General features: G+C 45.7%; 18 protein-coding genes. 9 read left to right on the top strand and 9 right to left on the bottom strand.

Annotation, left to right across the window (positions count from 1 at the left end):
• Positions 1-6: 6 nt before the first annotated feature.
• Positions 7-2,655 (bottom strand): PAS domain S-box protein, encoded by a 2,649-nt coding sequence (locus AC5ZC7_RS07435; RefSeq protein ID WP_496160220.1) that lies wholly within the window; start codon positions 2,653-2,655, stop codon positions 7-9.
• A gap of 508 nt (positions 2,656-3,163) precedes the next feature.
• Here AC5ZC7_RS07435 and AC5ZC7_RS07430 point away from each other — a divergent pair.
• From AC5ZC7_RS07430 to AC5ZC7_RS07420, 3 genes are all read left to right on the top strand, one after another.
• Positions 3,164-4,120 (top strand): PhoH family protein, encoded by a 957-nt coding sequence (locus AC5ZC7_RS07430; RefSeq protein ID WP_496160221.1) that lies wholly within the window; start codon positions 3,164-3,166, stop codon positions 4,118-4,120.
• A gap of 261 nt (positions 4,121-4,381) precedes the next feature.
• Positions 4,382-4,864 carry a nuclear transport factor 2 family protein gene (locus AC5ZC7_RS07425; RefSeq protein WP_496160222.1) on the top strand — a complete coding sequence of 161 codons (483 nt, stop codon included), beginning with the start codon at positions 4,382-4,384 and terminating at the stop codon, positions 4,862-4,864.
• 221 nt (positions 4,865-5,085) lie between these two features.
• Positions 5,086-5,625: an inorganic diphosphatase gene (locus AC5ZC7_RS07420; RefSeq protein WP_496160223.1), complete on the top strand. Its 540-nt coding sequence runs from the start codon at positions 5,086-5,088 to the stop codon at positions 5,623-5,625.
• 87 nt (positions 5,626-5,712) lie between these two features.
• On the opposite strand, the gene AC5ZC7_RS07415 is transcribed toward AC5ZC7_RS07420, so the two are convergent.
• Complete coding sequence (locus AC5ZC7_RS07415; RefSeq protein ID WP_496160224.1) at positions 5,713-6,486, bottom strand: NlpC/P60 family protein; 774 nt, start codon at positions 6,484-6,486, stop codon at positions 5,713-5,715.
• Between the two features lie 92 nt (positions 6,487-6,578).
• Between AC5ZC7_RS07415 and AC5ZC7_RS07410 the strand changes: the two genes are divergently transcribed.
• The 4 genes from AC5ZC7_RS07410 to AC5ZC7_RS07395 all read left to right on the top strand — a co-directional run bounded on the left by AC5ZC7_RS07410 (position 6,579) and on the right by AC5ZC7_RS07395 (position 9,252).
• The gene (locus tag AC5ZC7_RS07410; RefSeq protein WP_496160225.1) at positions 6,579-7,154 is read left to right on the top strand and encodes a sigma factor-like helix-turn-helix DNA-binding protein; all 576 of its coding nucleotides are present in this window, start codon (positions 6,579-6,581) and stop codon (positions 7,152-7,154) included.
• Positions 7,144-8,220, top strand: a complete 1,077-nt coding sequence (locus AC5ZC7_RS07405; RefSeq protein ID WP_496160226.1) for a zf-HC2 domain-containing protein — start codon at positions 7,144-7,146, stop codon at positions 8,218-8,220. Before AC5ZC7_RS07410 ends, AC5ZC7_RS07405 begins: the two co-directional genes overlap by 11 nt.
• Before the next feature lie 73 nt (positions 8,221-8,293).
• On the top strand, positions 8,294-8,875 hold the full coding sequence (locus AC5ZC7_RS07400; RefSeq protein WP_496160227.1) for a sigma-70 family RNA polymerase sigma factor: 582 nt from the start codon (positions 8,294-8,296) through the stop codon (positions 8,873-8,875).
• Between the two features lie 17 nt (positions 8,876-8,892).
• Complete coding sequence (locus AC5ZC7_RS07395) at positions 8,893-9,252, top strand: zf-HC2 domain-containing protein (protein ID WP_496160228.1); 360 nt, start codon at positions 8,893-8,895, stop codon at positions 9,250-9,252.
• A gap of 47 nt (positions 9,253-9,299) precedes the next feature.
• Here the strand turns inward: AC5ZC7_RS07395 and AC5ZC7_RS07390 are convergent, their stop codons facing one another.
• Both AC5ZC7_RS07390 and clpB read right to left on the bottom strand, forming a co-directional pair.
• Positions 9,300-9,779: a deaminase gene (locus AC5ZC7_RS07390; RefSeq protein ID WP_496160229.1), complete on the bottom strand. Its 480-nt coding sequence runs from the start codon at positions 9,777-9,779 to the stop codon at positions 9,300-9,302.
• A gap of 128 nt (positions 9,780-9,907) precedes the next feature.
• Complete coding sequence (clpB, locus tag AC5ZC7_RS07385; RefSeq protein WP_496160230.1) at positions 9,908-12,508, bottom strand: ATP-dependent chaperone ClpB; 2,601 nt, start codon at positions 12,506-12,508, stop codon at positions 9,908-9,910.
• A 205-nt stretch (positions 12,509-12,713) separates the two neighbouring features.
• Here clpB and AC5ZC7_RS07380 point away from each other — a divergent pair, with 205 nt between their 5' ends.
• Entirely contained in the window at positions 12,714-15,056 is a 2,343-nt protein-coding gene (locus tag AC5ZC7_RS07380) for a right-handed parallel beta-helix repeat-containing protein (RefSeq protein ID WP_496160231.1), read from the top strand.
• A 93-nt stretch (positions 15,057-15,149) separates the two neighbouring features.
• Here the strand turns inward: AC5ZC7_RS07380 and AC5ZC7_RS07375 are convergent, their stop codons facing one another.
• From AC5ZC7_RS07375 to AC5ZC7_RS07365, 3 genes are read right to left on the bottom strand one after another with little or no spacing between them, the layout of a single operon-like run.
• Positions 15,150-15,992, bottom strand: a complete 843-nt coding sequence (locus tag AC5ZC7_RS07375; protein ID WP_496160232.1) for a glycine betaine ABC transporter substrate-binding protein — start codon at positions 15,990-15,992, stop codon at positions 15,150-15,152.
• A 1-nt stretch (position 15,993) separates the two neighbouring features.
• On the bottom strand, positions 15,994-16,830 hold the full coding sequence (locus AC5ZC7_RS07370; RefSeq protein WP_496160233.1) for an ABC transporter permease subunit: 837 nt from the start codon (positions 16,828-16,830) through the stop codon (positions 15,994-15,996).
• A 25-nt stretch (positions 16,831-16,855) separates the two neighbouring features.
• Complete coding sequence (locus AC5ZC7_RS07365) at positions 16,856-18,049, bottom strand: betaine/proline/choline family ABC transporter ATP-binding protein (protein WP_496160234.1); 1,194 nt, start codon at positions 18,047-18,049, stop codon at positions 16,856-16,858.
• A gap of 579 nt (positions 18,050-18,628) precedes the next feature.
• Between AC5ZC7_RS07365 and AC5ZC7_RS07360 the strand changes: the two genes are divergently transcribed.
• Positions 18,629-19,903 carry a DUF937 domain-containing protein gene (locus AC5ZC7_RS07360; protein ID WP_496160235.1) on the top strand — a complete coding sequence of 425 codons (1,275 nt, stop codon included), beginning with the start codon at positions 18,629-18,631 and terminating at the stop codon, positions 19,901-19,903.
• 127 nt (positions 19,904-20,030) lie between these two features.
• Here the strand turns inward: AC5ZC7_RS07360 and AC5ZC7_RS07355 are convergent, their stop codons facing one another.
• Positions 20,031-21,965, bottom strand: coding sequence for a DUF3857 domain-containing protein (locus AC5ZC7_RS07355; RefSeq protein ID WP_496160236.1), 1,935 nt, complete (start codon positions 21,963-21,965; stop codon positions 20,031-20,033).
• 3 nt (positions 21,966-21,968) lie between these two features.
• Positions 21,969-24,002, bottom strand: a complete 2,034-nt coding sequence (locus tag AC5ZC7_RS07350; protein WP_496160237.1) for a DUF3858 domain-containing protein — start codon at positions 24,000-24,002, stop codon at positions 21,969-21,971.
• Positions 24,003-24,017 lie beyond the last annotated feature (15 nt).

Genomic DNA, 24,017 nt, shown 5'->3' with positions numbered 1-24,017 from the left:
GGGGGTTTATTCTGATCTAAATGTAATAATAAATTTTGTTCCCTCTCCAGGATGGCTTTCTGCTCTTATACTTCCACCCATTGCTTCTACCTGGGTTTTGGTGATAAAAAGGCCTATTCCCTTTGCATCTTTGTTCTTATGAAACGTTTTACGGAAGCCAAATAACTTATTGCCGAAGCGCTCCATATCTATGCCCACACCATTGTCCTGCACACTTAGCAGGATGTTTTCATTCTCCTTCCAGGTTTGCAAATGTACGGCAGGAGTACGTTCGGAAGAACGATAGCGGATCGCATTTGTAATAAAATTCTGTAAAATGCTGTCCAGGTATACCCTTGGGTATTCAATAACCGGCTCCTCGCCAAAATTATACGTAATCTGGATGTTACTGGTTTCGATATCCACCAGCAATACATCCCTTACTTTCTGCAGCCTTTCTGAGAACAGCAGCTTTTCCTTCTCCACATTCACATCTTTCCTTATCTGTACTACTTCTACAAGGTCGTTCAGGGTTTCATCAATTTTTTTGATCACCTCATGGACCATGCCCAGGTATAGGTCTCTCTCCTGCTGTGCTACTGCCTCGTTATGCATTTGCATTAATGCCTTCAGGTTGGCGATGGGCGCCCGCAGGTTATGGGAGGTAATATGGGCAAAATCTTCCAGCTGTTTGTTCTGGTTCAACAGGTTCTTGTTCAGATTAGACAGTTGGTCATTGGCTTTTCTGAGGTCCTTCTGCATTTTACGGCTGTCGGTGATATCCCGCATGAATACAGAGATACCGCCGTCCTGCATGGGTGTGAGGAGGAAGTCGTACCACTTATCTACCCCCGGGAAGTAGATGCCGAACGACTGGGAGGCTTGCCGGAGGATACATTCCTGCAAACGGGCATAGAATACGGTACCGCTGAGGCGGGGAAATTCCTGGAAGATATTGCTGCCTATGGCTACCGGGTGACCAATCATTTTTTCGGCCTTGCGGTTCAGGAAGTTGACGTTCCCGTTTCTTTCCATAGCGGCATATCCCATATCGATGGTATCGAAGAAAAGCCGCATCAGCTCTGTATTGCGGGTGAGCGCATCCCGTATTTCCACTTGTTCAGTAATATCCTGTACTACGCCATACATCCTCACCAGGCGGCCATCTACATAGCCGGGCTGCCCGATGGAGCGTACCCTTTTCACTTGTTGCCGTTCGGATACAATAGTGAGTTGTGCATCAAAAGGCTTCCCTGTTTCCAGGCATTGTTTCAGGAGGGTATCGAGAATTTCTCTGGCTTCCTGGGTATAGTATCCTTTGGCTTTTTGCAGGTCGATGGTCGTACCTACCGGGCAATCGTGGATATGATAAGATTCGTCTGTCCAACGCACCTTATTACTGTCTATATCCAGTTCCCAGCCCCCAATTTTACCGATGGTACCGGTTTGCTGCAGGAATTCCTGGTTTTTCCTGTTTTCCAGTTCCTGCATTTTTTTATCGGTGATATCATTTACCAGCGCCACTACAATCATCTCCTTATCTATCGGCTCTATCACGGGGAATACGGTCAGGTCCAGGTATACCTCGCGGCCCACGGTAGTCCAGCGTTTATCCTGGGAGAAGTCGATTTTCTTTTCCACGCGCAGCGACCTGTTTTCTTCCAACGCCTGAATGAAGAGCTTATCCAACTCAAACATGGTGGAGAGGTCGTCGTTCATGACATTGAAAGGTTGCCGGCCGGCGGGATATGGAGAATTAAAGAAGAAGCGTTGGGTTTGATTGATGCGGCGAATAAACCCGAAGTTATCGAACTGAATATAGCCGATGGGTAGGTTTTCGATGATATTATCGAGGAGTCGTTCACTTTTCTGGAGGCTGAGTTCAGAGAGTTTTTTCTCTGTGATATCGTCCAGGATGAGGAATACGTTGACCATATTTCGCTGCTGATCTGTGAGCGGGAATAGGGTAGCCTCAAAGTAAACGGGGTATAGCCGGGTAATATTTTCGTTTCTTTTTTCGCGGTAGCTGAGTAATATTTCGCGTTTGAGTGTTTTGCCGGTAACGATCACTTCTTCAAACAAATCGGACAGGCCATTGAGGCGGTAGAACGGGTCCTGTAGCCATTGGTAGCCGGGTTTTGTAAAGAAGGGATGGGCATCGCCCCATATTTCGCGTTGGCGGCTATTCATATCCACGCTCTTGCCATCGGTTGAAAACTGTTGCAGGCCGAGGGGAAGATTTTCCAGTACCTGGCTGTAATAGATTTCATTTTGTTCTCTTTTTATTTCGGCGAGTTTGCGGGAGGTGATGTCGATGCCGATGAGTATACAATGTTCCAGGTCTCCGTTGGTATTGAGTAACGGGCTGATACCGGCTTCGAGCCAGAGGGGAGTATGTTCGTTTTTAAGAAAGCAACATTGCTCCTGTACCGGTTGGCCGGCGAGGAGGGTATTCCATATTTTCTGCCACTGGTCTGGGTTGGCTGGCCGGAGAATGTGGGTGAGTTGCTGGCCTGTCAGTATTTCGGACGATTGCTGCAAAGCGGCTACCACCTGCGTATTTACCGCAGTCACCGTACCAGCGGCATCTATTGTAATAGAAAGTGCACAGGCATTAATAGCGGCTTCAAGATGTTGTAAGTGCCGGTAATGCTGTTCCAGCATAACTACATTCATATGATAGCAGAATCTAAGATCGTTGTATCAGGAAGTCCTAAAGTAGGCATTATATAATAAAAAATCACTATTATGTTGGTAAAAGTAATAAAATGTTGGATAAAGGTCAATTCTTTACAAATGCGTGCTTAACAAGGGGATGAATGGTAGGGTTTGATCATTTATCCACGTGTTGTGGATTTCCAGTTTTCTGAAATTGCTAACCGATCAATATCTTTGGGTTAGCTATATAGATTAACATTTTTTAAATACTATTAGCGATGAAAGTTTTGATTATCATGGGACGGAGCGTAACAAACCTGTAAAGGAAGCTGCGGCACATTGTAACCCTAACAAAGTAATAGAATTGTGTATAACCGCACAGGTGGAAGGATTGGGCGTAATTGATGAAGTAGCGGGGGAGAATTTAGTGATAGCTTAACAATTGCGTCTTCCAGGTTGTACAAGATTTAAATATATTCGGATTGAAAAATACCGATCATTTCCTGGACAATTAAATCAAGAATCATTGACTGAATCCATTATCAATTTAGACAGTATTAATCCCATTGAGTTTTTCGGTGTTAACAACGGAAAACTAGATCTGCTGAAAAAGAAATTCCCATTGCTTAAGATCCTGTCCAGGGGCACCCAGTTAAAATTGAGTGGGGCACCGGAAGAAGTGGCTACAGCGGAGGAAAAAATCGGCCAGATCGTTAAATACCTGGAGCGAAATGGTAATCTGACGGAGAACTATTTTGAACAGATTCTTGGAGACGAAGAAGGTACCAAAATTGACAATTTCAGTGAGCGTAACCCCAATGAAGTATTGGTATTTGGCCCCAACGGACGTACGGTAAGAGCCCGTACAGCCAACCAGAAAAAAATGGTATCCTTAGCGGAGAAGAATGACATCATTTTCGCGATTGGTCCTGCTGGTACTGGTAAAACCTATACTGCTGTGGCGTTGGCGGTGCGTGCGCTAAAGAACAAAGCCGTAAAGAAGATTATTCTGACCCGTCCTGCAGTAGAAGCAGGAGAAAGTCTGGGTTTTCTTCCGGGAGATTTAAAGGAAAAGATTGACCCATATCTGCGGCCATTGTACGATGCGCTGGATGATATGATCCCTGCGGAGAAGTTGAGTTATTACATGACTAACCGCGTGATTGAGATTGCTCCACTGGCGTATATGCGTGGTCGTACCCTGGATAATTCGTTTATTATCCTGGATGAGGCGCAAAATGCCACTGATTTGCAGATCAAAATGTTTCTAACCCGTATCGGTGCATCTGCCCAGGCCATTATTACCGGTGACCTTACGCAGATAGATTTACCTAAAAATCAACAATCCGGTCTGGAAAGGGCTTGCCGTATCCTTCGTAACATTGATGGTATTGCACATGTAGAACTTGATGAAGAAGATGTGGTAAGACACCGTTTGGTGAAAGCCATCATCAAGGCCTACGAAGCCAATAAGGACAAATAACAGATGTAGTATTTGGCTATTTTGTTACCGGGTATTTTTCCGCCGCAAATGCGGAACAGGGGAAAATATCGGGTAATAAAATGGCCAAATATTAAAATATTAACTCTTTGTTAACGGCGATTGCCGTAAGTTCACCTCTTTTTATCCAAGGGAAAGATTCAGTCCGGAAGCCTGTGAATGAGCTATACTATCGTTGTACGACTTTGCAGAATTGAAGTTTACCCCTATTTTTGTTGTGATATATCATAATTTATCGACCGCATGACCAATTTTTTTCGAATCATGACACTGGCATTGACTACAACGTTGCTACTGGGCAGTTGTAAAAAGCGGGCTTCCCCTGAAGAGGTAGCACTGGCGTTTATGCATGCGATTCAGGATTCGAACTACGACCAGGCAAGAGACTATGCCACCAAGGAGTCTCAACAGGTAATACAGATCTACGCAATTTTTGATGGCCGCCGTAGTGGCCCGGAAAGAGAAAAGATCAAAAATGCGCGGATAGAGGTAGTCAACATCGAAGAAAACGGCGACAAAGCAGCTGTCACCATACTCAACTCCTCTGCCCACCAGAAAGAAGTGCTACAAATGGTAAAAGAAAACGGACAATGGAAAATATCCCTGACGTTCGACAGTATCATACCTAACTACGCACCACAAACAGGTAACGCATTTGATTCTACCGGGGTTTTATCCGCAGATACCACCGCTGCTACCGGTATTATTATGCCTGAAACTAAATAATTTCTCCCCTTTTACACAAAAGGAAGGGATAATTTTTAGCTATTAACGGGTAGTTCCCTTAATTTTGCCACGCATTAATGAATTGAATGTGTGGCGATTTTCCTGTTTTTACTTACCGGAAACCTGACCATATCTTCATGAAAAGTGAGGTGAGTACCTTATTCACTTTTCTGCATTAATCCAATATTGAACAATAAACCTTAAAGTAAAGTACATTTATTATGATGACAAATCCCTGGCACAGTGTGAGCCCAGGCTCTGAAGTGCCAAATGTTGTAAATGCAATTATAGAAATTCCAAAGGGATGCCGTGCCAAATATGAACTGGATAAAGAGAGCGGTTTACTGAAACTGGACCGTGTTTTATATTCTTCTGTATATTATCCTGCCAATTACGGTTTTATTCCACAGTCTTACTGCGATGACCATGATCCATTGGACATCCTGGTATTGTCTCAGATAGAATGCGTACCTATGTGCATCATCGAAGCCAAAGTCATCGGTGTAATGCAGATGGTAGATGGTGGTGAAGCGGATGATAAAATCATCGCAGTAGCAGCGAACGATATGAGTGTAAATCACATCAACGATATTTCTGAACTACCGCCTCATTTCATTGATGAAATGCGTCACTTCTTTGAAGAATATAAAAGACTGGAGAAGAAAACCGTTGTGGTAGAAGAATTCCAGAACAAAGCTAAAGCAGCAGAGATTATTACGCAGAGCTTCGAAGATTATCGCAAGATCTTCAAGCAAAGCTAAAAGCATAAAGCAGAAAGCAAAAAGCTATTGTCGCGTATATCATTCGCTACAATAGCTTTTTGCTTTCTGCTTTATGCTTTTAGCTTCTTAGAAGTATCTTTTGATAATCCGTAGCTGGTGCGTACGGAGACCAGTATCTGCATTAATGATGCCCTGGTTATCGATCGGATCAATGCGGACTTTGCCGGAAGAATGGATAATTTCGTGGTCATTGAGCAAGATGCCTACATGTGTAATTCTGCCTTCTTCATTGTCGAAGAAAGCGAGGTCACCGAGGTGGGCTTCCTGTAAAAAATCGACCAGGTGCCCCTGGGTGGCCTGCTGATAAGCATCCCGCCAGAGCGGAATACCGGACAATTTAAATACGTTTTGTGTAAACCCGGAGCAATCCACCCCAAACACACTGACGCCACCCCAGAGATAACCGGTGTTTAAAAACTGCATGGCAGCCTGCTTTAACGCCGTCACCCCTGCTACAGCAATATTCGTATAGGGAAGTGGCTTATCTTCGAATTTTACGGTAATATTGCCCCATTGGGTAGCGTTATTATCGGCACTCTTTACCAGGCAACCAAAAGGGACCTGCATCGGTTGCCCATTCATGGTAACACGGTTCACCCAGCCAGGAAAATACCAAGTGGCGGGTGTTTTGAACAAAACTTCATCAATTGGTTCCAGGTGAGCCATGGTAGCCCAGCCAGTATATTCGTCGTATTGGTTTTTCACCTGCACCCAGCCCCCGGGAGCTGTTTCTATGATTTCTACACAGGCGCCCCACAGCAATTGGGAAATCATTTCACTCTTATGTGACGCGGCATTCCGTAAAGGCGCAACTGGCACAATGACAATGGCGTATGGCATATTAATTGTATAAATCCGTTTTATTATTCAATAATTTGATGCGCTAAATGAACTTTTTCCGCTTTTGTACGTAAATATAAAGTAATAAGTTTATGCAACAACAGTTAACCAATTTATCGGACAAAGAGCTAATATCCCGCGCCAGGAAGCAACATGATCGCGAGGCAGAAGGCGTATTGATGGACAGGTACAGTCATCTGCTGGTTGCTGTTACCATGCCGCATTTGAAAAATAATCCCAATCTGGACCCCAATATTGTTTTTCCTACCCTGCTACAAAGACTTAGTGCCAGTCTTAAAACGCAGACCATCTACAAGGCCAATGAGTGGATCTTACATATTCAGAAAGGATACCTGGGTAAACCGGAAAAAAACACCCCTTTCTATCCATCACGCGATGGCAGAGATTTATTACACATAGAAAACACCGTAGACAAAGCCGCCACCAACATTATTGACCGGCAGGATCTGATTGTACGTCTGGAACAGGCATTAGAACGACTTCATACAGACGACAAATCCATCATCACGCAATTTTATCTTGAAAATAAATCTTTTGCGGATCTTTCAGCAGCCACCGGCCTATCGCGTGACAAGCTGAGATCCCAGCTGAAAGCAGCCAAAGGAAAACTTGCCAAGCTATTTATGAATCAGGGATATGTTAAGTAGTAAACCGAATAATGATAAAGTACTAAAGATTTTTTCCGCTATCCGTTGCCTCAGCAGAGATCAGTTACCCCGCTACCTCGATGGCAGATTGACTGACGTGGAAAGACATCTTGTAGAACAACATCTCACAGACTGTGATCTGTGTTATGATGCCCTGCAGGCATTAGAGAAAGAGGAAAACACCGATAATTACCAGGATCTCACCAATAAACTACAACGCTACGTACATAACAGCATTCAACCTGTTTCGCATGTACAGAAAGTAGCGCAGTATACCCGCAAAGAAAAGAACAAGGAGCATATGCTCACCTACTTTTGGGTAGTCGCATTTATTGGTTTGGGCGTTGGCAGTATTTATGTATTGCGTGGTCATATGCGGAACCAGCCGCCGGTAAGAGTAATGGCAGCTACCCTGCCCTCCCGGGATTCCGTGAAGGATACCGTGGTGACCACTACCCCGGTAATAACACCGGTAAACAATACACCAACAGCTGCCCCCCCCGTGCCGGCTACGCATCCGGCAGCAACTACTACCAAGCCAGTGATTGCCGCCAATCCCCCCCGGCCGGATTCTATTGCCCTGAAAAAAGCGGCTGCGTTAAAAGCACAGCAAAGGAAGGCAGCGGCAGACAGTGTAAAACGACAACAGGCATTACAAAAACAGGCCGATTCCATAAAAAAGGCCGCCGCTGATAAAGCAAAAGACGACGACAAAAAGCCGGATCCCAAACCAGAAAATAAACCCGCTCCCAAAGAGGATAAGCCCGCTCCTACCCCGGATCCACCTAAAAAGGAAACACCGGTAACAGCCGTCAACAGCGATGAATATCTCTACAAAGCCGCCATGGTGTATCAGCAACAAGGTAACCTCGGTGAAGCTATTGACCGGTACAGGAGAATTGAATCTGTGAGCTCTGGCAAATATGTGGAGATGGCACGCTATCAACTGGCGATCTGCTACCGCAGTAAAGGACAAATGGGCAAAGCCCGCCGTATGTTCAGAGAAGTAATTCGCATGGATGGCACCATGAAAAATGCAGCCCAGCAAGCTTTAGACAGCATGTAATAAAAATATATCAAAAATATTATGGACTTTTGTGAATGCTGCATCCTATATGCAGCATTCCATTTATTAGCCTGTGAATAATCCAGACATACAACAACTAACAGACCAGGAGCTACTGCAACGGTTCAAAGCTGATAACAACAGTGATTGGATAGGTGTGCTGTTTGACCGCTATGCCGTACTATTACTGGGTATGTGCATGAAGTACCTGAAGAACGAAGAAGATGCGCGCGATGCCGTGCAGCAAATCTTTCTCAAGATGTTATCCGACATCAATAAACATGAGATACAATATTTCAGGGCCTGGATTTACCAGGTAACTAAAAACTACTGCCTCATGCAGTTGCGGCAAAAACATATGAAATACAAGGAAGAAATTTCCGATAAACATATGGGAGGCATCGCAGCAGAGGAAGAAGATAAGCGGGTATACCAGGAAAAGGATATCTTGCTGGAAAATATGGGTCAGGCCATCAACCTGTTAAACCCCGAACAGAAAGTTTGTGTACAGCTGTTTTACCTGCAAAAGAAATCATACCAGGAAATTGCTGATCAAACAGGGTATAACCTGCTACAGGTAAAGAGTTATATCCAGAATGGCAAAAGGAACCTGAAACTTTTACTGGAAAAACAACAACGCGCAAACAACAGTTAATTTGCATTAATAGTGATATGAACGAGCATTTCAACGATATCTTTGGAACTACTGGCTGTCCTTCACAACAGCAGCTGCTGGACTATGTGCAGGGTAAGCTGACTGCTGAAGAACAACATGAGGTAGAAATGCACCTGGCCGACTGCGAACTTTGCAGTGATGCACTGGAAGGGCTGGCTGCCATCAAAGATAAAGAGAAGATACCCGGATGGATCAGAGAGATGAAATGGGAGCTGTTAAAGAAATTACATAAACGCTACCGCACCAGGAGAAAATCGGATAATTATATATACCTCACCGTTATTATTCTTAGTATCCTGTTTTTGATGCTGGCCTTATTCTGGGCTTATCATTTTTCAATACACCGGGTTAAATAAAAATCATATAAAAAAAATGCAGTAACACTACTGCATTTTTTTTATAGTTAATATAGTGTTTTGTCTCCTTTCTCTTTCCAATCCCGGAAAACACCTAACGCGGCATCTGTCGGCATTGCAATCAGCGGAATTTTTTTATCAGTATGTGACTTGTTGATTTCTTTGTAAATAAATGAGTCATCAAAATTAATGGCTGCCGCATCTTCCTTGGTATTGGCGTAATATACACGCATGGGCCTGGCCCAGTAAATAGCCCCCAAACACATCGGACATGGTTCACAGGAAGTAAAGATTTCACAGTCGTGTAACTGGAATGTACCCAGCTTTTTACAAGCCTGCCTGATGGCCACTACTTCTGCATGGGCGGTAGGATCGGTATCTGTCAGCACCTGGTTCCATCCTTCTCCCACAATCTCCTCTCCTCTTACTACAATAGCACCAAAGGGGCCGCCATCACCATTTTCCATGCCCCGGCGCGACAAAGCAATGGCATGCTGCATAAATCGTTTTTCTCTTTCTCCCGGCATATGGTCATTTTTTAGTTCATTCAAATTTAACGAAAGCTGCGCAGAATACCCGCGGTGATAAACAGCATAAAAAAGCCCCGCGAAGAATCGCGGGGCTTATCGTTAACTATGTATCGTCGTATTTAGAATTAATTGTTTCTGATTACTACTACGCCATCAAACACATCTATCAACACTGGTTTGGATTTGTCAATATCACCGCTGAGAATTTTCTTACTCAGGAGATTAATGATTTCCTTCTGAATCAGGCGTTTCAATGGTCTTGCACCAAACTGCGGATCGTAACCCTGAACGGAAAGGTATTCAAGCGCATAATCTGAAAATTCCAATATCATGCCATTCTTTGCTACCATGTCCTTCAACTGTTGTAACTGTATGTTAATTATTCCTTTAATTTCACTTCTCATCAACGGCTGGAACATAATCACCTCATCAATCCGGTTCAGGAATTCAGGGCGAATGGTTTGTTTCAGCAGATTCATCACTTCATCCTTCGTCTTATCAACTATCTCTTCCCTATTGGAATCGTTAATGTTTTCAAAATTCTCCTGGATAATATGGCTTCCCATATTGCTGGTCATGATGATGATGGTGTTTTTAAAGTTCACCACACGGCCTTTGTTATCTGTTAAACGACCATCATCTAATACCTGTAACAAAATGTTAAAAGTATCCGGGTGCGCTTTTTCGATTTCATCGAGCAGGATAACAGAGTATGGTTTGCGGCGTACGGCTTCTGTGAGCTGTCCACCTTCATCATATCCAACATATCCCGGAGGTGCTCCTACCAGCCGGCTTACCGAGTGTTTTTCCTGGTATTCGCTCATGTCTATACGCGTCATCATGTTTTCATCATCAAACAGGTATTCGGCTAATGCTTTGGCCAGCTCTGTTTTACCGACCCCGGTAGTACCGAGGAAAATGAAAGACCCGATAGGCCTGCGGGGATCCTGCAATCCGGCGCGGCTGCGGCGTATGGCGTCAGACACAGCGATGATGGCTTCGTCCTGACCAATTACCCGCTGATGCAGTTCTTCTTCCAGGTGCAGTAATTTATCTTTTTCACTCTGCATCATTTTTGACACCGGGATGCCGGTAGCCTTGGCTACGTTTTCCGCGATATCTTCCGCATCTACTTCTTCTTTAAGAAGACGTTTATGATTGGCAGATATTTTATTCAATTCTTCGGTGAGGTCAATGACCAGCTTTTCCTGTTCTTTTACCTTACCGTAGCGGATTTCTGCTACCCGGCCAAAGTCGCCGTTACGTTCTGCCTGTTCGGCTTCCAGTTTCAGGTTTTCGATGGCAGATTTAGCATTCTGGATCTGATCCACTACTTCTTTCTCGGCCTGCCATTTCGCTTTAAAGGTGTTACGTTCTTCGCTCAGGCGGGCTATTTCTTCCCGCAGTTCGCGGAGTTTATCTTCATCATTTTCCCGTTTAATTGCTTCTCTTTCAATTTCCAGCTGACGGATTCTTCTTTCCAGTTCATCCAGTTCTTCCGGCATGGAATTCATTTCCAGCCTGAGTTTAGCAGCGCTTTCGTCGATCAGGTCAATGGCCTTGTCGGGTAAGAAGCGATCGGTGATATAACGATGTGATAATTCTACCGCCGCAATGATGGCTTCATCTTTAATCAATACATGGTGATGGCTTTCGTATTTTTCCTTCAGTCCACGCAAGATAGAGATGGCATCTTCTACGGAAGGCTCGTCTACCAATACTTTCTGGAAACGGCGTTCCAGGGCTTTATCTTTCTCAAAATATTTCTGGTATTCGTTCAGGGTGGTAGCACCAATAGCACGAAGCTCTCCTCTTGCCAATGCTGGCTTCAGGATGTTAGCAGCATCCATGGCACCTTCCATGGCGCCTGCGCCGATCAGGGTATGGATTTCATCAATAAAGAGGATGATTTCCCCGTTACTTTCTGCTACTTCTTTTACCACGCCTTTCAATCTTTCCTCAAACTCACCGCGGTATTTAGCACCCGCCATCAATGCACCCATATCGAGGGCATAGATGATTTTAGACTTCAGATTTTCCGGAACGTCGCCGTTGATGATACGGTGGCCTAATCCTTCTACGATGGCTGTTTTACCAACGCCTGGCTCTCCGACCAGGATAGGATTGTTTTTAGACCTGCGGGAGAGGATATGTAAGGTTCTGCGGATTTCCTCATCACGACCAATAACCGGATCCAGTTTACCTTCCCGGGCCATTTCGTTGAGGTTCTTCGCATACTTTTGAAGTGTATTATATTGGTTACCGCCGGTTTGCGAGTTGACGGTATCCCCTTTGCGCAGTTCCCGGATAGCGGCTTTAAGCCCTTTTTCCGTCAGCCCTGCATCTTTCAGCAATTTAGCGGTATCATCGCTACCGCCGAGAATACCCAGCAGCAGGTGCTCTACGCTTACAAATTCGTCTTTGAATTCTTTAATGGCTGCGCCGGCCCTTAATATTACATTATTGGCGTCGCGGCTGAGGGATTGACCGCCTTCGCCGGCAGCCATCCGTGGGTATTTATTGATCTGCTCATTGAGTTTACTGTTGACGAAAGTAGTGTTCACATCATTCTTCTTTAGTAAGTATTCAATGGGGCTATCTTCATCATTTAACAAGGCTTTCAACAGGTGCCCTGTTTCGATAGACTGGTTTTGGTTATTGAATGCCAGTTGCTGTGCCTGTTGCAGTATTTCCTGCGATTTTATAGTGAAATTATTCAAGTTCATAAGTGCGTTTTTTGTCTCCTTTTTTGATTTCTCAAACGTGTTTAGGTAACAACAAACCGCGATCCAATGTTCTATAACCGGTAATTATGACATATAAAGCAAAGTATTACTGCATTTTTAGCAGAAAAATAGCGTAGTAACTGCTAATTTTTCATTATAACCGGGTTTTTATAGTGTCTATATTCGTGGATCAGTTAAACCAACCATGAAACGAATTACCTATATCGTATGTGCGATTACGTTATCGCTCTTTTCCGGGCGCCTGCAGGCACAGCAAGCAGCAATTTATGCGGGAGGTGCGTCCACCGCTAAAGCGAAGGCGTTGAGCTTACCAGAGGGCCTCATACAGGCAAAGGCGATGCTCAGGCAGCACCCGAATGCCAACATTACCATTTACCTGCGGCCAGGCACCTATTTCCTGGATAGCACCCTGGTATTGTCTTCTGCAGACCTGCCACCGGGCAAAGGCAGCATCACCGTGACCCCTGCAGGGAACGACAAGCCACATGTAGCACCAGCGAAGGTGACCATCAGTGGAGGGCAGCCATTACGCCTCCAGTGGACTTTATGGAAAGACGGCATTTACAAAGCCCCGCTGGACATACCTTTTGAATTTAGCCAGCTGTATATTAATGACGAACAACAGATCCGCGCCCGCTATCCCAATTTCGACAGCGGTGCCAAACATTTCAATGGCACGGCAGCCGATGCCCTCAGCCCGGAAAGGATAAAAACCTGGCAGCATCCTGAAGGAGGCTATATACATGCCCTGCACCAACACGAATGGGGGGGTTACCACTACCGCATTACCGGCGTAAATGGTGATGGCACACTGAAACTGGAAGGTGGTTACCAAAACAACCGGCAGATGGGCATGAACGAAAAACAGCGTTTTGTGGAAAATATCTTCGAAGAACTGGATGCGCCCAGGGAATGGTATTATGACAAAGCAGGTAAAACGCTTTATTATAAACCTGTTGCCGGCATATCGCTGACCAATGCAACTGTCATCATTTCCCGGCTACCGGAAATTGTGGCATTAAAAGGCAGCGCGGACAAACCCGTGAAGAATATAACGTTCAGGAATATACGCTTTGCGCATAGCAATGCTACGTTTATGGATACCCGTGAGCCGCTGTTGCGGAGCGACTGGGCCATTTACCGCGGCGGCGCTGTATTGCTGGATGGCACCAGCCATTGCAGTATCCGTGATTGTGAATTTGATCATAATGGCGGCAACGCGATTTTCCTGAGCAACTATAACCGCCACGCTAACATATCCGGCAACCTTATCCATGATGCCGGCGGCAGTGGTATTTGCTTTGTAGGAAACCCGGATGCCGTAAGGGCGCCCTTATTCGAATACAATCAATCGCCGGTATTTGCAGGCATGGACACTGCTGCAGGGCCTAAGAACCTTAACTATCCTGCCTCCTGTGTGGCTTATGATAACCTCATTTACCGCACCGGCCGGATAGAAAAACAAAGCGCCGGCGTACAGATATCTATGGCGATGGATATTACGGTATCGCATAATACTATTTATGACGTACCACGTGCAGGCATTAACGTGAGTGAAGGCACGTGGGGCGGACATATCATTGAGTACAACGATGTATTTAATACCGTATTGGAAACCGGTGACCACGGCGCCTTTAACTCCTGGGGCCGTGACCGCTGGTGGTATCCCAACCGGAACCTACTGGATAGCATGGCAGCTGCCCACCCCTGGCTGATCAAACAAGACGCCATGAAAACCAATATCCTGCGGAACAACCGTTTCCGTTGCGATCATGGCTGGGATATAGACCTGGACGATGGTTCCTCCAATTATCATATCTACAACAACGTTTGTTTGAATGGTGGGCTTAAACTACGGGAAGGATTCTACCGTACCGTAGAAAATAATATTATGCTTAACAACTCTTTTCACCCACATGTATGGTTTGAAAACAGTCATGATATTTTCCGCCATAATATTGTTAGTCGTACCTACAAGCCCATTGGGATTGAGTTTTGGGGAGATGAGACAGACCACAACTTTTTCCCGGAGCAAAATGCGATCAAGCCCCCTACGGATGGAAATTCGCTGGCAGGTGACCCCATGTATATTTCCCCTGCTACCGGTGATTATCGCGTACAGCCCCAATCACTGGCCTTAAAAACAGGTTTCCGAAACTTCCCGATGGATCAATTTGGCGTTATTACGCCGGCATTGAAAGCAAGGGCGAAAAAGGCCCCCTTGCCGGTATTGGAAAAGGAAGTGCTGGTAGAAGAACCCAGCTTTTCCGGTTGGCAGGGCGCCCTCATGAAAAATATTGAAACCCTGGGAGAACGCTCTGCCACCGGTTTACCGGATAACAAAGGCGCCTATGTAGTAGCGGTACCAGAAGGACATAAGTATCCCATACGCAAAGGGGATGTTATTCTGCAGCTGGGCGATAAAAAAATCAATACCAAAGAAGACCTGGAGAAAGCGGATACATTTTATGGCGATAAGAAAGTGCCACTCGTTATTTTCAGGAATCAACAAAGAATGACGCTGTAAAGAGCTAAAAGCAAAAAGCCGAAAGCAAAAAGCCATTTTCGCGTATATCACTCGCGAAAATGGCTTTTTGCTTTCGGCTTTTTGCTTTTAGCTTTACCAGCTATCTACCAAGTCCTGGTGCTGCGCCATCCAGGTTTTCACGGCGGCATCTTCTTCTCTGTCCGCATCTGCCAGTGCGCCCATGAGGGAGCTGAGTTGTTCGCTGTTTAACTGGAATTTACGGAAGAAGGCAACAGCTACGGTGTCGGTTACACTAAATTCATTGTTAGCGATGGTTTGAATTTTTTCAGTAGTACCGAATACCTGTTGCGGGTCATCGAGGAAACGGAGTTGATAGCGGGAAAACATCCAATGAGGCGCCCAACCGGTGATGACGACAGGCTGTTTTGCATCGATGCTTTTCTTCAGGGTGGCCATCATGGCTGCTTCGCTGGAGGCTTGCAGCTTGTAGTCCAGTGCATAGGTTTTTACCGCTTCTGCTGCTTTGCTCATGATACCGGCACCGGCATCGATGCCTACGATGTGTTGAAGGAACTTATCTTTAGTGTTGTTGAGTTCCGCTATGCTGTGAATATTTACATAGTCCGGTACTACCAGTCCTACCCTGGCGCCATCAAAGTTGGTATTTAATACGGTTAGTTGCTGACCAAACCTTTCCATATAGCGCTGGTGTGTAACCGGCATCCAGGCGTCGAGGAATATATCGGCGTCTCCACCGGCAACGGCCGCAAATATGGGCGCCACGTCTGCATTTTTCAGGATTACTTCGTATCCTTTCTTCTCGAGTACATTTTTAGCCAGGCAGGTCATCGCAACGCCTTCTGCCCAGTTGACACAGCCAATAGTAATTTTCTTTTTACCGTTGGCGCCACCGGTGTTACAGGCGGCTATGCCGAGTATAAGGGCTACCAGGGTGAATAAAAATATTTGCTTCATATCAGGTTGTTTTTGAAGTACGTTGTTTTCTTTTTCCAAATGACTGGGTGATGCGATCCAGGATGATGGCCAGGATGACTACGGCAATCCCGCCTTCAAAGCCCACGCCTATTTTCAGTTGCGTGATTCCTTTCAGGACAACTTCTCCCAGTCCGCCGGCAGCAATCATGGCAGAAATCACCACCATCGACAAAGCCATCATAATGGTTTGGTTAACGCCTGCCAGTAAGGTAGGCATGGCCAGTGGCAATTCTACTTTGAAGAGCAGTTGCCGGGAGGTGGCACCGAAAGAGCGGGTGGCCTCCACGATATCTTCGGGGACCTGTTTAATACCCAGGGTAGTAAGTCGCACCGCCGGTGGCATCGCAAAGATGATGGTAGCAAATACACCGGGTACTTTTCCCAATCCGAAAAATAATACGGCGGGAATGAGGTATACGAATGCCGGCATGGTTTGCATCAGGTCCATCAGTGGGCGCATCAATTTGCCGGCTATTTTGCTTTTAGCGGCCCAGATACCCAATGGAATGCCTATTAACAGGGCAATAACGGCCGATACAAGGACTAATGCCAGTGTTTCCATGGTTTGCCCCCAGTATCCCATGCCATAGATAAAACCCAGGCCCAGGAGAGTCATGATACCCACGCCCCAGCCAGCCCGTTTCCAGGCCAGGACTGCCAGTAAAGCAATTACAATATAAAAGGGGGTGAAAGTCAGCAGCCATTGTACGCTGCCAACCGTTGCTTCTACCCCTATTTTGAGGGCCTTAAAAAAGGAACCAAAGTGATAGGTGAGCCAATAGATGAAGTGTTCAATATATTTTCCTATTCTGATCATATGTTAATTCGTTTATTCGTTGGGGTTATACCAGCTGACGACCGGTGGTTTCAATGATGAGTGATGTTTGCGAAATCAGTCCCAGCAGTTTATTGTTTTGTGGGTCTACCACGGCTACCGGCTTATCTGTTTCCGCGATAAAGGGCAGCATTTGTTCAACGGTAGTATCCGGATGTGCCACGGGGACATCGCGGTGAATGGCTGCTTCGATGGTTTTATCGCCCCGTCGTTTTACTTCCAGTACTTCCCGGAGATATACAAAGCCGAGGAAGTGTTTGTCTACGGTTACTGCCGGGAGTATATCGAGGCCGGTAGCGCGCATTTTACGCAAGCTTCCTTCCGGACCGTCTTTCCGGAATACTGCCATAGTAGGTTTGGTATCCATCATGGAAGAGGCGGTGATAATAGTTTTGCGATCGACTTTTTCCACGAAGGAGGATACATAGTCGTTGGCAGGCGTAGTGAGAATTTCCTCCGGTGTGCCTATTTGTATTACTTCTCCATCTTTCATGATAGCGATGCGGTCGCCGAGGCGGATGGCTTCATCGAGGTCGTGGGTGATGAATATGATGGTTTTGTGCATTTTTTCCTGGAGGTCGAGCAATTCGTCCTGCATTTGGGTGCGGATGAGCGGATCGAGTGCAGAAAAGGCTTCGTCCATGAGTAATACTTCCGGATCGTTGGCCAGTGCGCGGGCCAGGCCTACGCGTTGCTGCATACCACCGGATAATTCTGATGGGAGCATTTGTTCATATCCTTTGAGTCCTACGAGTTCTACTACGTTGCGGGCTTTGTCCGTTCTTTCTGCCACGGGCATGCCTTGCAGTTCCAGGCCGAATGCGATATTTTCCAATACTGTACGATGTGGCAGCAATCCGAATTTCTGGAACACCATGGAAATTTCCTTTCTGCGTGTTTGTTGCAGGGCAGCTTCATTCAATTGCGTGATATTGGTACCGTTGAGTAAAACATCTCCCGCAGTGGGTTCTATTAAACGGTTCAAACAGCGCAGCAGGCTGGATTTACCGCTGCCGGAGAGACCCATGATCACAAAAAATTCTCCTTTCTCTATCTGGAAAGAAGCATTTTTTACAGCCACGGTACAGCCGGTAGCATCTAGTATGGCTGCTTTGCTTTTACCTTCCCTCAGCAGTTGCAGCGCGGCATTTCGCTCGCGGCCAAAGATGAGGGTCAGGTTATTGATTTGAAGTTTAGGCATGTTTAATAGTTTTTAGCGGTGTCGGAAGCCTGGCAGCCGGTGGTATCCAGTGTGGGAAGGCAGGATCAGCTACCCGCACAGCAAAGCCCAATACGATGATGGATCCTCATCGTTATCAATTTTTGCATATGAATAAGCTGATCTTTTCCCTGGCGACATAGGTATCCTATGTGCATGCAACTGCGTAAAACAGCTAGCCGGAAATGGAAACCGGGCGCGATGTGGCCCGACAAATGATCAATCCAATAAATATTGACTGTTATAGCGTATTGCGTGGTGCACGGAAGGCACATTCAACAGTCGGAAAATGCGTAAAGCAAAGCAAAGGTACGAAAAAATGGCTGCCCTGCCAAGGGAAACAACCAAAAAGGTATCTATCTACCTAAAAATCAATATTTTATTTACAATTTATTATATATCAAAATTGTTATTTCCCGGCAATTATACGGGGATTCAAACAACAACGGGGACTCTGTTGTTATACCATTCCTATAACATACAATTGTCTGTTTCCGCTAACAGCCGGATGATCGAGCATCAGAACTGATAAATACATTCATCATCTTAAACCCTACAATTATGTCTTTCGACTTACTGGAAAGCGCTAAAAGTATTTTCAACAACAATGTGGTTGGTCAGGCTTCCTCACAACTTGGGGAAAGTGAGGGTGGTATTCAGAAAGCCCTTGGTGGTATTATACCTGTTATTTTGGGTGGACTGCTCAACAAAGCGGGATCATCGGGAAATAGTGCCGGCGGGTTACTGGATATGGTGAAGGGGGTAGCCGGAGACGCGAATCCATCGGCCATAACCGGCGCTCTTCAGGGCGGCGCAGGAGGGCTCATGAGCAAAGGAGCTGATTTACTGCGTAGCCTGTTTGGCGACAAAGTGGGTTCCATTGCAGGCATGTTATCTTCTTTTGCCGGCATCAAGGAATCATCTGCCAATACCTTGCTGCAAACCGCTGCACCGGCTACATTGGGCACGGTAGGTCAGTATGCTGCACAAAATAATCTTAGTCCTAACTCTTTCCTTTCTTTACTGGATTCTCAAAAAGATAAGATACTGGGTGCTATTCCTGGTGGATTAAATATTGCCGGCATCCTTGGGCTGGCCAACCTGGGAGACCTGGGTAAAAAACTGGGTATTGGCACTGATACTGCCACTACTACCGCCGGTGCAGTGAATATCAAGCCGGGTGGCGGTAGCAGCAATCGTTGGGTATGGTCGCTGTTACTGATCCTGATTGCCATCATCCTGCTGTGGTACCTGATGCGCGGCTGTGGCGGCAATAAACCTGCCGGCACGCCGGTAACCGACAGCATTACTACCAGTCAGCTGGCAGATTCTGCTGCCATGGGTGTATCCGCAACGCCTCCATCCACCACTCGTGAAAGCATCAAAGTAACCCTCCCGAATGGCACCGTACTGGATGCATATAAAGGCGGTATTGAAGACCAACTGGTAACTTTCCTCAAAGACAACAGCCGGCCGGCCGGCAAAGATGTATGGTTTGATTTTGATAACCTGAACTTCAAAACCGGCAGTGCCGAACTAACAGAAGAAAGTATGAAACAGGTAGGCAACATTGCCGCCATTATGAAAGCATTCCCGAAAGCTAAAATAAAAATAGGCGGTTATACCGACCGCACCGGCGATAGCACCGCTAACCTCCGCCTGTCTAAAGAACGCGCTGAATCTGTGGTTACCTCGCTGAAGAAAGAAAAAACCAGTGCAGACCAGTTACTGGGTGCAGAAGGTTATGGCTCTCAATTTGCGAAAGCCGCTGCCAATGCTCCTGACGAAGAAAGGAAAAAAGACAGGCATATTTCAGTGAGTGTTCGGGAGAAATAGTTCCTATTGAGCAGAAAGCAGAAAGCAGAAAGCAAAAAGCTATTAAAGCGAGTGATATACGCGTTAATAGCTTTTTGCTTTTTGCTTTCTGCTTTTTGCTTTCTGCTTTCTGCTTTCTGCTTTCTACTTATTCTTTCACCAGCACTACCCTATTTCTATCTGCTTTATAAATGGTGGCCAGGAATTTTACCAACTCAGGAAAATCAGTAGCCGGGAACACGCCTGCCTGTCGTTCGATTTTTCTTATGTAGGCGATTGTATTTCCTTTTACCATGGCAGCTGAGCTGTAGGTACCAAACTTTCCACTCACTGTTACCGGTTCTGGCATGGCTTCCGGCCGATAGCCCGCCGGTAAAGTGATATTAACGGTATCAATATCCCGATACGCCATGTCAAACCTGATTTCAGATTTCCGCTCTTCTTCTGCATCCAGTTTCATACCTCCGCGATTAAGAATATCGGGTACCAGGAACATTCGTTTACCCGTTACCGTTGCATAGTTGTGTCCTTTGATCTGGATCTTTTCTTCAATAGACGGAATCGCGGTAGGTAATTCTTTGCAACGATAACCAGTGATATCATAGCTGGAAAGATCAAGCCCTTTCCGTAACAGCTCCAGCTGCTTTTCTTCACTCAACTCGTGAATAATACTATGCAGCAGATCCTGCTGTAGTCCGCTGTGGATGGTTACTGCGCTAATATCGATGTTGCCACTGGAGTCCACTATGGCATTAACAGTACGTAATTGTTGATTACAATTAATGTCGTAAGATGGTGTTCGAACCAGTTTACTATCCTTTTCATCCAGGAGCAATACAGGTCTGTTATCCGTAAAACTGCTGAGATATCCGGCAGGCAGTGTATTACTGGTACATTCCAGCCAGGTAGTATCCTTGCTGCCTGGCACACAAAGAATAACATGGTTAAACTGGGAGGAAGGAAAGTCTTCCCGGAGGGTATGCGAAAACTCTCCGGATTTTACCAACACGCAATTCGATTTAATACCTGCTTCTTTCAGCAGTGCCATCATGTAATTAGACAATGCCTTACAATCCCCATATCCTTTTGATGCAACAGAAGCTGCGTCGAAAGTTTGCCAGCCACCTATACCAAACTGAATACTGATGTAGCGGGTATTTTGCTGCATGTATTTATATAATACATTTATTTTTTCATTCCGGGAAAGTCCTTTGGTCAGTTCCTGTACTTTGGCTTTGATATTCTCCGGCAACACGTCTCTGCCTTCATTCAGTTTATAAATAAAGGTGCCGAAGTCTTTCCAGGAACTCATGTTTCCCTTATAACGGGCCACTTCAAAATCAGTAGGCCCGAGAAACACGGCCGGGGTGCGATGGTAAAATTCACCTGAATTTACTTCCTGTTTTAATGCCGTCAGCTGCTTTACTTCCCAGGTATACGTTTTGGTATTTTTATCTGTAGTAACCACCGGTTCACCCGTATACAGGTAACTACGATAGCGCAATGCATACTCCTGCGGCGTTGTAACGGTGAGCTTACTTTGCTCTACTGTGCAGTCGATCGCGTCCTGTGGTTGCCAGTGTGGCAGGAACGCGGTATTATTAAAACGTAATTCTACTGTATACTCTACCGTATACGGATACACATTATAATAAAACTGGTGAATCTTCATCCGGTCGTCTGTCATGAGGCTACCATCTCCTACAACGCTGACATCCCTTATTTCGCTTTGTTTCAACCGTTTTACCAGTTCGCCGTTAGCATCATATAATGCACCGGAGATGGAACGTATTTCTCTTAGTTCATCATAGTATTCGTATAGGCGCACATCGGCGGCTCCTGCTTCATCCAGCACGGTGGTTACGTAATGAAGGGTAATGCGGGTATCTGACAGATCAATGATTTTAACAGTGGTTTCATCCAGTCGTTTCACCACGTGTGCATGTTCTTTCAGCGCTGCGGGTATTGTTTTAGCCGGGTATACCGGATCCTCTGCCGTTGCTGAGGAGGTGATGAGCATCAACACCGGTAATATAGCGAGCGGCCACCAATATCCTGCGCTTATTACTAACAGTTTGCGCATATACTATTTTTTCTTTTTTAAGACAATTTGCTCCGCCTGTTTTTTTACGATCAGGTCAAAAAATTCGCGCAGGGTGGAATAATCATCCGGCTCGAACCTGGCTTTGGTCAGTTTAATGCGGCAACGCAGCTGGATATGATTTTCTGACTGCTGAACCAGGTACTGGAACTCGCCTTCATTTTCATTGAATTTGGCGATGGTGGGCTTAGGCAATTCATCTACCACATACCCTTCCGGCACCTCCATGTTAAACGAGTATACTTCATCTGACACGCTCGTCATTTCTACCGGGAATTTGCGTTCCATAGATTTAAAGGGATTGCTTTTATAGGCTTCTCCCATCATTGGGTTGATATATAATATATCTTCATTTCCCAACTGCATTTTAAATTCATACTTTACCATTACCGGTTCTTCCAGGTTTCCGATATCTTCAATTCCTTTATTCTTCAATTCTATTTCACCGGTATAACTTTTCTTTATTTGCGTAAAATATTCATTCTCCCCTTTTTCTTTCACCTTATTACGCACCGCATAGGATTCAAAGTAGGTAGGTCTTTGCATAAAGGCGCCCTCGATCATACCATCGTTCAATTTTCCCAACAGCATCACGCTGGTGAATTTTTGTTCCTTCAGCGAGTCAGCCCACAGGGCAAGCGGCGTAGCAAATTCATCTACTGTTCTGGCGGCGCCGTTATAGCAGTCAGAAGGTAGCTTGCAGAAGCCCATCAGCGGATGGGATGCATCAAGTGTTACATATTCATCGCCCAGGTTTACACCAGCTATCACATAATTAAATCGGGTATACAGCGGATAAAACTGGTATACATAGCCATTGTCACGGGTGCTGAGAATGACTGGCGACGCAAAGAGTCCCGCTTTTTTCAGCATCGCTACCAGCAGGATATTTATTTCTGCCACACTTCCATTCTTTGCGCTAAAAACGGTTTTCAGTGATCTCTTCATCCACAGGGCCTGATGAGTTGTGCAGGTAAAGTTGTCGCGTACCCAGGTAAATATTTTCTGTGCTTTTTCCCTGTTTGTTTTGGCATCTTTTACCAGTTCCTCTACTGTGCTTCCGAGGAAACCGTTACTGTTGTCCAATGCGCCGGCCATATCCGGGTCCTTCAGCATATCTTTCATCAGTTGTTCCCAGGTACTTTGTACCGGTTTGCGTGGCTGGTCGGGCCAGTTATAGGCCGACAGCTGGAATTCTATACGGTTTACGTAGTTATCAGTAGTGGTGATAAAGCTTTCACTATGAATGGCCGGTACTTCTTTCAACGCCCATTTATACGTAGTGATGTTAGGCGAAACGGTGACCGTTTCGGAAGGGCCGGTGGAGCCATGTGATTCACTACGGAAGGTAAAAGTAGAGCGGCTGTATTCCTTTGTTTTCACTACATACTTTTCATATCCCTGTGGGATAAGCACATAATCGAAATACTCAGGAATGGATACACTGTACTCACTCCACAGCCGCGGGTATTCGCCCTGGAAGTCCCAGGAGCGCAGGTGGTGGTAGGAAGGAGAAGCAATACTGTAGGTATACTCGATAATGGTACCTTCTTTTACTGCGGGAAGGGTAAATTTCTTCACCAGCAAAGACTTATCCTGTTTATCGCTGAATACATTTTTGCTGTCCATTTTTGTTTCCACCACTTCTCCATTTTCCAGGTTGTAAGCGGAGGCTTTGACGTTCAGCAATTTCTCTTCCTGTGTTTCTGATCTGTACAGGGGAACTTCTACGGTGGCTACGTCGTAGCCATTTTTGTCGATTACCTTAATGCGGCGGTGGACTTTGTAGACCAGCCGCAGGTCATCACCATCTGTTTCAAACTTTGAGGAGCCGATTTCGGCCAGCACAATGGCATGGGCGCCGGTATCCTTGTCAAATTTTTCGATGATGAATTCGTTTTTGTCAACTTTCCCAAATTTCATTTTGGAGCGATCCTGGGCAATGGCACGCAGGGAAAACAAACTACCTGCCAGGCAGGCGAGCGTAACAATGTTATAGCGCATACAGTATAAGGGCATAGCGGATAATATGCG

The sequence above is a fragment of the Chitinophaga sp. 9-1-y genome, from assembly GCF_059511905.2.
This window is presented reverse-complemented; position numbering and strand designations above follow the sequence as displayed.